Origin of the sequence: Gordonia sp. DT101, from assembly GCF_049844895.1 — a bacterium.
GTDB lineage: Bacteria > Actinomycetota > Actinomycetes > Mycobacteriales > Mycobacteriaceae > Gordonia.
This window is the reverse complement of the sequence record NZ_JBNCLX010000006.1, coordinates 16,483-29,096: the sequence shown is the minus strand read 5'-3', so window position 1 is coordinate 29,096 and position 12,614 is coordinate 16,483. Positions and strand designations below refer to the sequence as shown.

9 protein-coding genes are annotated in these 12,614 nt (G+C 66.8%); 2 read left to right on the top strand and 7 right to left on the bottom strand.

What is annotated here, in order from left to right; translation table 11 throughout:
• Nucleotides 1–130: 130 nt before the first annotated feature.
• Complete coding sequence (gene ppc, locus ACLQ3I_RS19460) at nt 131–2,983, top strand: phosphoenolpyruvate carboxylase (RefSeq protein ID WP_425793959.1); 2,853 nt, start codon at nt 131–133, stop codon at nt 2,981–2,983.
• Here ppc and ACLQ3I_RS19455 read toward each other — a convergent pair.
• Genes ACLQ3I_RS19455 through tkt form a run of 6 tightly spaced genes read right to left on the bottom strand, consistent with a single transcriptional unit; the run spans nt 2,980 to nt 10,201 of the window.
• Nucleotides 2,980–3,675, bottom strand: a complete 696-nt coding sequence (locus ACLQ3I_RS19455; RefSeq protein ID WP_425804096.1) for an NAD(P)H-dependent oxidoreductase — start codon at nt 3,673–3,675, stop codon at nt 2,980–2,982. The two genes, ppc and ACLQ3I_RS19455, sit on opposite strands and share 4 nt — an antisense overlap.
• Nucleotides 3,676–3,732: 57 nt before the next feature.
• Nucleotides 3,733–4,467, bottom strand: coding sequence for a 6-phosphogluconolactonase (gene pgl, locus ACLQ3I_RS19450; protein WP_425804093.1), 735 nt, complete (start codon nt 4,465–4,467; stop codon nt 3,733–3,735).
• Nucleotides 4,464–5,384 (bottom strand): glucose-6-phosphate dehydrogenase assembly protein OpcA, encoded by a 921-nt coding sequence (locus tag ACLQ3I_RS19445; protein ID WP_425793969.1) that lies wholly within the window; start codon nt 5,382–5,384, stop codon nt 4,464–4,466. Before ACLQ3I_RS19445 ends, pgl begins: the two co-directional genes overlap by 4 nt.
• 22 nt (nt 5,385–5,406) lie before the next feature.
• On the bottom strand, nt 5,407–6,945 hold the full coding sequence (zwf, locus tag ACLQ3I_RS19440; RefSeq protein WP_425793970.1) for a glucose-6-phosphate dehydrogenase: 1,539 nt from the start codon (nt 6,943–6,945) through the stop codon (nt 5,407–5,409).
• Between the two features lie 4 nt (nt 6,946–6,949).
• Nucleotides 6,950–8,068, bottom strand: coding sequence for a transaldolase (gene tal / locus ACLQ3I_RS19435; protein WP_425793971.1), 1,119 nt, complete (start codon nt 8,066–8,068; stop codon nt 6,950–6,952).
• Nucleotides 8,069–8,122: 54 nt separating this feature from the next.
• Nucleotides 8,123–10,201, bottom strand: a complete 2,079-nt coding sequence (tkt, locus tag ACLQ3I_RS19430) for a transketolase (RefSeq protein WP_425804091.1) — start codon at nt 10,199–10,201, stop codon at nt 8,123–8,125.
• Between the two features lie 311 nt (nt 10,202–10,512).
• Here tkt and ACLQ3I_RS19425 point away from each other — a divergent pair, with 311 nt between their 5' ends.
• Entirely contained in the window at nt 10,513–11,502 is a 990-nt protein-coding gene (locus tag ACLQ3I_RS19425; protein ID WP_425794024.1) for a heme o synthase, read from the top strand.
• Nucleotides 11,503–11,612: 110 nt separating this feature from the next.
• Here ACLQ3I_RS19425 and ACLQ3I_RS19420 read toward each other — a convergent pair whose 3' ends face one another.
• Nucleotides 11,613–12,581, bottom strand: a complete 969-nt coding sequence (locus ACLQ3I_RS19420) for a quinone oxidoreductase family protein (RefSeq protein WP_425804088.1) — start codon at nt 12,579–12,581, stop codon at nt 11,613–11,615.
• Nucleotides 12,582–12,614 lie beyond the last annotated feature (33 nt).

Genomic DNA, 12,614 nt, shown 5'->3' with positions numbered 1-12,614 from the left:
GCGGCCGGACTGACCCCGTCTGAGGGGTGTTCGGCATCTGACGGCGAATCCTTCCGCGGTGACAGCGGTCTCTCGGACCGGATCCCGGCCCGAGATGCCCCCGCCCGCGAATGACGGGATACTGGACGTCATGAGCGAAGCGATCTCGTCTGCCTCGAACACGTCCCGTGGTGCGCCTGCCTGGCGGCCGTCGATCTCCATCGTCGACCACATCTCCGTCGACGACGAGGGTCGAGCCCTCACCGAACCGTTGCGTGAGGACATCCGGCTGCTCGGCGGGATCCTCGGCGACATGGTTCGCGAGCATTCCGGCACCGAGGTCTTCGATCTCGTCGAGAACGCCCGGGTCGCGGCCTTCCGGATCCGACGTTCGGAGATCGATCGCGACGTGTTGGCCGACATGTTCACCGATCTGGACATCCGGGTCGCATTGCCGGTGATCCGCGCGTTCACCAACTTCGCGTTGCTGGCAAATCTCGCCGAGGACATCCACCGAGAGCGTCGCCGGACGATTCATGTGCGTGCCGGGGACCCTCCCCAGGACAGCAGTCTGGCCGCCACCTATGCCAAGCTCGCTGCTGCCGGATTGACCGACGAGCAAGTGGGTCGTGCGCTCGCCGACGCCACCGTGGTCCCCGTCATCACCGCCCACCCGACCGAGACACGCCGCCGAACGATCTTCGAGGCCCAGAATCGCATCACCGAACTGATGCGTTTCCGTGGCCGCACCGAGCTGACCGCGGACGAGGATGCGGAGGTCACCGAAGGGATTCGGCGACAGATACTGACGCTGTGGCAGACCGCACTGATCCGCCTCGAACGCCTGACCATCCAGGACGAGATCCGTTCCGGCCTGCGCTACTACGACGCCTCGTTCTTCGACGTCGTGCCGAAGATCAACACCAAGGTGCGCGCGGCGTTGCGATCTGCCTACCCCGATGCGGGTCTCGCCGACGACCCGATGATCCGGATGGGTTCGTGGATCGGTGGTGACCGTGACGGCAATCCGTACGTCACCGATGAGATCGTGACGATGGCGACGACACGCGCCGCGGAGACCGCGGTGGCGCACCATCTCGCCGAGCTCGAACGGCTCGCGGAGGAACTGAGCATGTCCGCGCGGCTGATCACCTCCACCGATGCACTGCTGGAACTCGCCGATGTATCCGCCGACGACCCGGCAGCCGACGAACCGTTTCGTGCGGCGCTGCGCCACATCCGGTCCCGTCTGGCGGCGACCGCGAACACAATGTTCGACACCGAGTTCCTGTCGTCGGGCGAACTGTTCCTGGTCGACGGCCGCAGCCCCTACGGCTCGGCCGACGATCTGCTCGGCGATCTCGACATCATCGACGTCGCCCTGCGGGACAACCACGACGACACCATCGCCGACGACCGTCTGTCGCGGTTGCGGGAGAGCGTTCGGACCTTCGGTTTCAACCTCTCCGGCCTGGACATGCGGCAGAACTCCGACATGCACGAGGAGATCATCGCCGAACTGCTGGCCTGGGCAGGCGTGCATTCCGACTACCTGTCGCTGGGTGAGGCAGACCGCGTCGAGATCCTGACAAAGGAACTGGCGGCGCGGCGCCCGTTGACGAGGCCGGATGCCACGCTCAGCGAACTCGCGACCAAGGAACTGAACATCGTCCGCGCGGCGGCGCGAGCGGTCGACAAATTCGGCCCGCAGGCCGTGCCGAACTACGTCATCAGCATGTGCACCTCGGTCAGCGACATGCTGGAGCCGATGATCCTCCTCAAGGAGGCGGGGCTGATCGACATCGATGCGGAGAGCGGAAAGCTGACGTCGACCGTGCGGGTGGTGCCGCTGTTCGAGACCATCGAGGACCTCCAGCAGGGCGCGGAGACGCTGTTGGCGGCGTTGGACATCCCGCTCTATCGCGAACTCGTCGAGGAACAGTCGGGTATGCAGGAGGTGATGCTCGGTTATTCCGACTCGAACAAGGACGGCGGCTACATGGCCGCGAACTGGGCGCTGTACCGCGGCGAACTCGACCTGGTCGAGGCGGCCAAGAAGGCCGGTATCCGGTTGCGCCTGTTCCATGGTCGTGGCGGCACCGTGGGTCGCGGCGGCGGACCGAGCTATGACGCCATCCTGGCGCAACCGCCCGGTGCGGTGCAGGGTTCGCTGCGGATCACCGAGCAGGGCGAGATCATCGCCGCCAAGTATGCGGAACCGGTGCTGGCGCAACGTAATCTGGAGACCCTGCTGGCCGCGACGATCGAGTCGTCGCTGCTCGATGTCGAGGGGCTGGGCGACGATTCCGAAGGCGCCTACCGCGATATGGACGAGATCGCCGCACTGGCGCGCTCGGCCTACAGCGAACTCGTCCACGAGACACCGGGTTTCGTCGAATACTTCACCACCTCGACCCCGCTGTCGGAGATCGGTGCACTCAACATCGGCAGCCGTCCGGCGTCCCGTAAACAGACCGAGAAGATCTCGGATCTGCGAGCCATCCCGTGGGTTCTGTCATGGACCCAGTCGCGGGTCATGCTGCCCGGTTGGTACGGCACGGGCTCGGCCTTCCGAGAGTGGGTCGCCGACGACGACAAGCGGCTGGCGACTCTGCGGCGCTACTACGAGGAATGGCCGTTCTTCCGGACCGTCATGTCGAACATGGCGCAGGTGCTCGCGAAGTCGGACATGGGACTGGCCCACCGCTACGCGCAACTGGTTCCCGACGAGACGTTGCGTGACACCGTGTTCGGCATGATCGTCGACGAACATGAGCGCACCATCGAGATGTACGCGAAGATCACCGGCACCGACGACCTGCTGATCGACAACGCCGCCCTCAAGCGTTCGGTCTACAACCGGTTCCCATACCTCGAGCCCCTCAACATGCTCCAGGTGGAACTCCTGCGCCGGTTCCGCGCCGGCGAGGACTCACCTGCGGTACGCCGCGGCATCCAGCTCACCATGAACGGGCTCGCGACGGCGTTGCGCAACAGCGGCTAGCCACGATGCGCGCTTTTGTCCGTGACGCCGGGTGCGACATGGGGCAACAGCCGGATCGCGTGATCGTAGAAGCGTTCGTCGAGCGGCAGATAGGGGATGGGCGGTTCATCGCCGATCCCGGTCAGCCGCGACCGCAGATCCGCTTCGACGCCCGCGATGGTCGACTCGTCGACATCGCGTGCCCGCGTGACGAGATGCGGTGCCAGCGCCTCCATGCCGGTGTACCAGAACGTGCCGTGCAGGGTGGTCCACAACACATCCTCGATACTGCCGCTGATGCCGCGTTGCTCCAGGCTGCCGGGGCGGTCGCCGGCGGTGACCACGGCAAGGGCGCGCCGCCCGACGAGGCCGCCGTTGCCGTACTTGCGTGCACGTCCGGTCTCCGGATCGATCACGTCGTAGGCGAACCCGCGCTCGAAGACCCGATCAACACAACCTTTCATGATGGCCGGCATGCCGTACCACCAGAGCGGGAACTGCAGCACCACCAGATCGGCCGCACAGAGCTTTGCCTGTTCGGCCTCGACGTCGGCACCGCCCTCGGCCTCCAGGATCGGATTCCACTTCATCGCGTAGAGGTCGGATTCGTCGACCTCCCAACCGTTCTCACGTAAGGTCTGCACGCCGACGTGTCGCAGTCGGCTGCTGAGCGAATCGGGGTCGGGATGAGCCAGTGTCCACAGCGCTCTCATGTCACCCACAACCCCGCCGGCGGTGTCGGTGATTCCCGGCACCGGCCGTTGCCGACGCTAGGAGATCCGCGACGCGGCGGGACCGTCCAGGAACCAGACGGTCTCATCGGTGCCATGGGCTCCCGCGCACGGCCAGTCGGCGGCGCTCGCACCGGTGTGGGCAGCGGCGACGGCCTCGGCCTTGTCGTCGCCGGCCACCAGGAACCAGACCGCACGGCTGCGGTTGACCACCGGAAGGGTCAGGGTGATCCGGCGGGGCGGCGGCTTGGGTGAATCCTCCACGGCGACCACGGGGCGCTCCGACTCCGCGGTGGCGGGGGTGTGCGGGAACAGCGAGTTGATGTGTCCTTCGCCCCCCATCCCCAACAGGTGCAGGTCGAAATGGGGTACCTGACCGGCGCCGACATCGCCGAGCATCCGCGCATAGTCGGCGGCCGCCGCATCGATGTCGTCGCCGAACTCGCCATCGGACGGAGCCATCGGGTGAATCCGGTCCGGATCGACCGGTACGTGATCGAGCAGGGCGTCGCGGGCCTGTCCGTGGTTGCGTTCCGGATCGTCGGCGGGAACGAAACGGTCGTCGCCCCAGAACAATTCCACCCGCGACCAGTCGATGTCGCCGCTGTCGGCCGCCAGGGCACGCAGGATCGCGATACCGTTGCTGCCGCCGGTCAGCACGACCGTGGCGACGCCGCGCTCGGCCTGGGCACGCACCACCAGGTCCACGAATCGGTTCGCAGCCGTCGTGACGAGGTCGTTCTTGTCGTCGAACACCAGGGATTCCGGGATCATCGCGCCACCACTTCGCTGAAATCGACATCTGCCACGCCGCGCAGTGCCTCCTCGTACACCTCGTCGACATCGAGACGACGGAGTTCCTCGACGAGGAGTTGGGGGAGATCGCGCCGCGTCATCGCGACCCGGCCGTCCGGCTTGCCTGGCTGGGAGAGCACCGCGTTGCGGTTCTCGTCGATCGACAGCACCGTCGGTCCGTCGTCGCGGACCAGGCGCACCTCGAAGCTGCCGACGTGGCGCCGGGTCGGCACGTGCAGAGCCGACTGCAGCCAGCCTGCGAGCAGGTCGACGCCCGGGGAGTCGGACGGGCCGGTGACCTCGGCGGAGATGACCGGCGTGTGCGGCGGTCGGCCGAGCGCGGAGGCGAGCAGTCCACGCCAGTGCGTGATCTGTGTCCAGGCGAGATCGGAGTCGCCCGGCGCGTAGGTCGCGAGGCGGCGGGCCAGCACCGATTCCGGGTGTTCGGACTTGGATGCGTCCAGGATGCGCCGGCGGCCGAGGGTGCCCATCGGGTCTGCGATGGGATCCTCGGGCGCACTGCCCGGCCACCACGTGACGACCGGCGTGTCGGGAAGCAGGAATGGGGTGACGACCGAACGCGGGTGATCGGCGAGATCCCCCTCGAGGGTCAACACCACGACCTCCGAGGCACCCGCATCCCCACCCACGCGGATCTCCGCGTCGAGTCGGGACTCGGCGTCGCGGTCGCCGCGGGAGACCACGATCACGCGGCTGGGATGCTCGCGGCTGGCCCCGATGGCCGCCTCGATCGCACCTTCGGTCGGTTCGTTGTGTTCGGCGCAGACCACCAGGGTCAGGACGCGTCCGAGACTGATCGCCCCACCGGATTCACGCAGCGTGACGATCTTCTTCGCCACCTCGTTGGTGGAGGTGTCCGGTAACTCGACAATCATCGTGCGCCATCCAATCCGACGATCACGGGCGTCGCCATGCGCGCCCGACCCTGGTCATCATGTCGTCCGCCGACGCCGGACCCCACGTGCCCGACTCGTAGGTGTCGGGCTTGCCGCTCGACACCCAGGCCTCGATCACCGGATCGAGGATCTTCCACGCCAATTCGACCTCTTCGTTGACCGGGAAGAGCGACGGTTCGCCCAGCAGCACGTCGAGGATCAGCCGCTCGTAGGCCTCCGGCGACGCCTCGGTGAATGCGGTGCCGTAGCTGAAGTCCATGTTGACGTCTCGGACCTCCATGCTGGAGCCGGGGACCTTGGAGCCGAACCGCAATGTGATGCCCTCGTCCGGTTGAACCCGAATGACCAGCACGTTCTGACTGAGTTCCTCGGTCATCGTCTTGTCGAACGGGAGGTGCGGGGCACGCCGGAAGACCAGCGCGATCTCGGTCACCCTGCGGCCCAACCGCTTTCCGGTGCGCAGGTAGAAGGGGACCCCTGCCCATCGGCGGGAGTCGACCTCGAGTGCGATCGCCGCATAGGTCTCGGTGATCGAGTTCTTGGAGAATCCCTCCTCCTCGAGCAGCCCGGGCACCTTCTGGCTGCCCTGCCAGCCAGGTCCGTACTGACCGCGCGCGGTGTTCTCGTCGTGCGGAAGGATATTCCGTGTGGCGGCCAGCACCTTGATCTTCTCGGCCTGGAGTTGCTTGGGCTCGAACGAGATCGGCTCCTCCATGGCGATGAGTGCCATCAGCTGGAGGAGATGGTTCTGGATGACGTCACGTGCGGCGCCGATCCCGTCGTAGTATCCGGCCCGGCCGCCGAGGCCGATGTCCTCGGCCATGGTGATCTGCACGTGGTCGACGTAGTGGGAGCTCCACAGGGGATCGAACAGCTGGTTGGCGAACCGCAGCGCCAGGATGTTCTGGACCGTCTCCTTGCCCAGATAGTGGTCGATGCGGAACACCGACGACTCGGGGAACACGCTGTTCACGATCGCGTTGAGTTCCTTGGCCGACTCCAGGTCATGCCCGAACGGCTTCTCGATGACGACTCGTCGCCAGCTGTCGCCCTCCTCGGTGGCGAGCCCGCTCTGCTGCAGCTGCTCACACACGGTCGGGAACGCCTTGGGCGGGACCGACAGGTAGAAGGCGTAATTGCCGTCGGTGCCGCGCTCCTTGTCGAGGCGGTGGAGCGTGTCCCGGAGCCGGGCGAACGCGTCGTCGTCGTCGAAGGAGCCGGACACGAAGCGGAACCCCTCGGCGAGGCGTTCCCAGACTTCCTCGCGGAAGCCGGTCCGCGCGTGATCGCGAACCGCGTCATGCACCACCTTCGCGAAATCCTCGTCGTCCCAATCTCGCCGGGCGAACCCGACCAACGCGAACGACGGCGGCAACAGCCCCCGGTTGGCGAGGTCATAGACCGCGGGCATCAGCTTCTTGCGTGCGAGATCACCGGTGACACCGAAGATGACCAGGCTGCTGGGGCCCGCGATCCGCGGGAGCCGTTTGTCCCGGGGTTCGCGGAGGGGATTGCTCCAGGCCGAGCCGCTGGCGGACAACAGGTCAGCCCTTCGCCGCAGCCAGTTGTTCGGCGGTCGCGGTGAGCAATTCGTTCCACGCGTCCTCGAACTTGCTGACACCCTCGTCTTCGAGCAGTGCGAACACATCGGCCAGATCCACTCCGAGAGCTGCGATCTTGTCGAAGACCTCCTGCGACTCCTGCGACAGACCGATGATCGATCCGGTGTTCACCCAGCCGTGGTCGGCGAAGGCGTCCATCGTCTTGCCGGGCATGGTGTTGACCGTGTTGGGAGCGACGAGCTCGCTGACGTAGAGGGTGTCGGGGTAGTCGGGGTTCTTCACCCCAGTCGAGGCCCACAGCGGACGCTGCGGCCGGGCGCCCTGGGCGAGCAGGTCGGGGAAGCGTGACTCGACCTCGAAGACCTCCTGGTACGCCTGATACGCCAGGCGCGCATTCGCCAGCGCGGCTTTGCCTTTCAGCTCGTCGGCCGCCGGGGTCCCGATTGCGTCGAGACGCTTGTCGATCTCGGTGTCGACGCGGGAGACGAAGAACGACGCGACCGAATGGATCGTCGACAGGTCGTGACCGCCCTGTGCGGCGGCGTCGAGCCCGTCGAGGTAGGCGTCCATCACGCCCTTGTAGCGCTCCACCGAGAAGATCAGGGTCACGTTGACACTGATGCCCTCCGCGAGGGTCCGGGTGATGGCCGGCAGGCCCGCCTTGGTGGCCGGGATCTTGATCAGCAGGTTCGGCCGGTCGACGATCTTCCACAGCTCGATGGCCTGGGCGACGGTGGCGTCGGTGTCGTGGGCCAGGCGCGGATCGACCTCGATGGACACGCGACCGTCCACTCCGTCTGATTGTTCGTAGACCGGGTGCAGCACGTCGCAGGCGTTGCGGACATCGTCGGTGGTGACCGTGCGGATGGTGGCGTCCACGTCGGCTCCGCGCGCGGCGAGCTCGGTCACCTGACTGTCGTAGCTGGTGCCCTTCGACAGCGCGGCCTGGAAGATCGACGGGTTGGTGGTCACACCGACCACCGACTTGGTGGCGGTCAGTTCGGCGAGGTCGCCGGAGCTGATCAGGTCACGGGACAGGTCGTCGAGCCACACCGATACCCCGGCGGCGGACAGTTCGGCGAGCTTTTCGTTCTGGGTCACGATTCTCTCCTCTGACTCATGGCCGGGTCGCGGCCAATTGTGTTGGGCCCTCGGCTATGTGGTGACGGCCCGCTGCGCAGCGGCGATGACCGCCTCGGTGGTGATGCCGAACTGCTCGTAGAGCACCTTGTAGTCGGCGGATGCCCCGAAGTGGTCCAGCGACACGATCTCGCCGCCTGCGCCGACGATCCGGTACCACGGCATCGCGATGCCGGCCTCGACCGAGACGCGTGGGACCGTGGGCGGCAGCACCGCGTCGCGGTATCCCTGCGGCTGTTCGTCGAACCACTCGACGCACGGCATGGAGACGACACGCGCCGCGATACCTTTGTCCTTCAACGCCTTCTGGGCTTCGACCGCGAACTGAACCTCGGAGCCGGTCCCGATGATGGCCACCTCGGGATCGCCGTCGGAATCACTGAGCACGTATCCGCCCTGTGCGACGCCCGCGGCGCTGGTGCCCTCGAGGATCGGCACGTTCTGCCGGGTCAGGGCGAGCCCGACCGGGTGGTTACGCCGGCCCAGCAGGGTCTGCCAGGCATAGGCGGTCTCGTTGGCGTCGGCCGGACGGACCACGTCGAGGTGCGGGATCGCGCGGAGCGCGGCGAGATGTTCGACCGGCTGATGGGTCGGGCCGTCCTCGCCGAGGCCGATCGAGTCGTGGGTCCAGACGTAGATCGGATCGATCTCCATCAGCGACGCCAGGCGCACCGCGGGGCGCATGTAATCGGCGAACTGGAGGAAGGTGCCACCGTAGGCGCGGGTCGGACCGTGCAGCGCGATGCCCGACAGGATCGCGCCCATCGCATGCTCGCGGATGCCGAAGTGCAGGGTGCGGCCGTAGGGGTTCGCGGACCATTTCTTCGTGCTGATCGACGTCGGCCCGAACGACGCCGCACCGTCCATGGTGGTGTTGTTGCTGCCGGCGAGGTCGGCCGAGCCGCCCCACAGTTCGGGCAGCACGGGACTCAATGCGGAGAGCACCTTGCCCGACGCGGCGCGGGTGGCGACATCTTTGTCGCCGGGCGTCCAGGACGGCATCGCGTCGGTCCAGCCGTCGGGCAGTTCATGCGCGTGCAGACGGTCGAACAGGGCCTTGGTGTCCGGATTGGCGCTCGCCCAGGTGTCGAAGCCCTTCGACCACTCGGCCTTCGCGGCGGCGCCCCGTTCGAGGAGGGCGCGGGTGTGGTTGATCACCTCGTCGGAGACGTCGAAGTTCTTGTCCGGGTCGAAACCGAGGATCTTCTTGGTCTCGGCCACCTCGTCGTCGCCGAGTGCCGATCCGTGGGCGGCGCCGGTGTTCATCTTGGTCGGTGCCGGGTAGCCGATGATGGTGCGCAGACAGATGATCGACGGTTTGTCGGTCACCCCCTTGGCGGCCTCGATCGCCGCCTCGATGGCCACCACGTCCTCGCCGCCCTCGACGGTCTGCACATGCCAGCCGTAGGCCTCGTAACGCTTCGCCACATCCTCGGACAGCGCGATGTCGGTGTCGTCCTCGATCGAGATCTGGTTCTGGTCGTAGAACACGATCAGGTTGCCGAGCTGCTGGGTGCCGGCGAGCGACGACGCCTCGGAGGTGACGCCCTCCTCGATGTCGCCGTCGGAGGCGATCGCGTAGATGAAATGGTCGAACGGGCTGGCGCCGGGCGCAGCGTCCGGGTCGAACAGTCCGCGCTCGTACCGCGAGGCCATGCTCATGCCGACGGCGGAAGCGAGACCCTGACCGAGTGGTCCGGTGGTGATCTCCACACCCTTGGTGTGGCGGAACTCGGGGTGACCGGGGGTCAGAGAGCCCCAGGTGCGCAGCGCCTCGAGGTCGGACAGTTCGAGTCCGAATCCACCGAGATAGAGCTGGATGTAGAGGGTGAGGCTGGAGTGCCCGCAGGAGAGGACGAATCGGTCGCGTCCGACCCATCCGGTGTCCGCGGGATCGTGGCGCATCACGCGCTGGAACAGGGTGTAGGCGAGTGGGGCGAGGCTCATCGCCGTGCCCGGATGGCCGCTGCCGCATTTCTGCACGGCGTCGGCGGCCAGCACTCGGGCGGTGTCGACCGCGCGGGTGTCCACCTCGGTCCAGTCGTCGGGGTGGGCCGTCTGGGTCAATACGCGGATGTCGTCTGTGAGCGCCACGGTCGTGCTGTCTCCTGTGCAGGTCGGTGCGAATACGGTCGCAAGTCCTCGGTTGTACAAGTTCACGGTGTGTGCGTGCGGGCCGCCCGGGAGTTCGGCAGCTACCCGTCCAGACTAATCTGCTGGACCGTCGCTTGCTTCGGCGAGTGACGCGAAACCCACGACTGTGGGTTCCCGTCGAGGTCGCCCGGCCGCGACGGACTCGATTATTCGATCGTCGATACCACCGTCTACCATGCTCTGTAGTAGCCCTGGTCGTGGAGCAACACCCTCGGGGCAGACGAGGAGAGGCCATGAGGATTGGGGAGCGCGTGAGCGGAGATCTGTCCGCCGCATCCCGCGGTACCCAGGAGGCCTCCATCGCGCACGACGCGTCGTCGGAGCGTTCCGGTGGGTCGATTCTCTCGCGGACCAAGGCGGCTGTCCTCGCCTACGTCGCACTGACCAAACCGCGTGTGATCGAGCTGCTGCTGGTGGCGACGATCCCGGTGATGCTCCAGGCCGATCGCGGCCACGTCGACATAGCGTTGATCGCGTTCACCCTGCTCGGCGGCTGGCTCGGGGCCGGCAGCGCAAACACACTCAACATGGTCGCCGATGCCGACATCGATCAGAAGATGAAGCGCACGGCACGCAGGCCGCTGGCACGCCACGCCGTCTCCACCCGAAGCGCGCTGATCTTCGGCATCGTCCTGTGGATCGGGTCATTCGCGGTTCTCTGGTGGGCCGCCAACCTGCTTAGCGCCCTCCTGGTGACCGCGACGATCGCGTTCTATGTGGGCGTCTACACGCTGATCCTGAAGCGCCGCACGTGGCAGAACGTGGTGTGGGGCGGCGCGGCCGGATGCATGCCGACCCTCGTCGGCTGGGCCGCCGTGACCGGAAGTATCAGTTGGCAGCCGATCGTGCTGTTCCTGGTGATCTTCTTCTGGACGCCACCACATACGTGGGCGCTGGCGATGCGCTACAAGGAGGACTACCGGGCGGCCGGAGTGCCGATGCTGCCGGTGATCGCCACCGAGGAGCGGGTGACCCGCCAGATGCTCTGGTACACCTGGGCCACCGTGCTCTCGTCCCTGGTACTCATCATCGGGACCAGCTGGATCTACGCGGGCGTCGCCGTTCTCGCCGGTGCCTGGTTCACCAGCCGCGTGCAGCGGCTGTACCGGGAGACTCGCGCCGGTGCCGAGGTGACGCCCCTGAAGGTATTCCTGCAGTCGAACGAATACCTCGCCATCCTGTTCTGCGGCCTGGCCATCGATGCTGTGGTCAATCTGCCGCTCATCACCAGCTACTTCTGACGCTCGCTCAGCCGCCGACGGCAACCGGTTTCGCGCCGACAGCAACACGAAACTCGCCGAAAGAACCGGTAGATGGGTTCCCTCGGCGAGAATTCGGTTGCTGTCGGATCTCAGCCGGGAACGAGGACCGTGGTGCCGGTCGTCGCGCGCGCCCCGAGGGCGCGTTGGGCGTCGGCGGCATCCGCGAGTCGATGGTGCTGGCCCACCCGGACATCGATGTCGCCGTCGGCGATCGCGCCCAGGAACTCGCCCGCCCGCCAGGCCAGTTCGTCAGCGTCGGCGATGAAGTGCGCGAGTGTCGGCCGGGTCACCGACAACGAGCCGGCCGCGTTCAGACGCTGGAGGTCGAAGGGCGGCACCGGTCCAGACGCAGCGCCGAACAGGACAACGATGCCGCGCACCGCAGTCGACGCCAGCGACTGTTCGAAGGTGTCCGCGCCGACACCGTCGAAGACCACCCGGACGCCGTTCCCGTCGGTCAGTGAGCGCACCTCCTCCGCGAGGGCGTCGCTGTACCGCAGGACGTGATCGGCGCCGGCTGCGGTCGAGAGAGCGGCCTTCTCGTCATCGGACACCGTGGTGATGACACGGAGTCCGCGGAGCTTGGCGAGCTGTGTGAGGATGAGTCCGACACCACCCGCACCGGCATGGATGAGCACGGCGTCACCCGATCGGGGATGTGCGCTGCCGTCCAGGAGATAGTGGGCGGTCAGACCACGCAGCATGGCCGAACCCGCGACGTCGTCGGCGACGTGGTCGGGCACCGGGATCGCACGGACCGCGCGGACGGCGACCAGTTCCGCATAGCTCGCAGGAGCATCCACCCAACACACACGTTGTCCGACGACGACGGTGTCCACTTCGGAACCGACCGACACCACCTCGCCGGCGCCTTCGGTACCCGGGATGTACGGCGGTACCGACGGGTAGAGGCCGCGCCGCAGGTAGGTGTCGATGAAGTTGACCCCGATCGCCGCGGTGCGGACCAGGATCTCGTCGGGTGCCGGGATCGGGTCGTCGACGGTGGCGAACTCGAGAACCTCCGGGCCACCATGGCGAACCACCTGAATTGCACGCATGGCTCAGTTCTACCGCAGCGAGCGGGCCGATCG

Coding starts and splice junctions, on each gene's coding strand:
- ACLQ3I_RS19455 (WP_425804096.1), bottom strand. CDS start 3,675: ATGAGAGCGCTGTGGACACTGGCTCATCCCGACCCCGATTCGCTCAGC.
- ppc (WP_425793959.1), top strand. CDS start 131: ATGAGCGAAGCGATCTCGTCTGCCTCGAACACGTCCCGTGGTGCGCCT.
- ACLQ3I_RS19420 (WP_425804088.1), bottom strand. CDS start 12,581: ATGCGTGCAATTCAGGTGGTTCGCCATGGTGGCCCGGAGGTTCTCGAG.
- ACLQ3I_RS19445 (WP_425793969.1), bottom strand. CDS start 5,384: ATGATTGTCGAGTTACCGGACACCTCCACCAACGAGGTGGCGAAGAAG.
- pgl (WP_425804093.1), bottom strand. CDS start 4,467: ATGATCCCGGAATCCCTGGTGTTCGACGACAAGAACGACCTCGTCACG.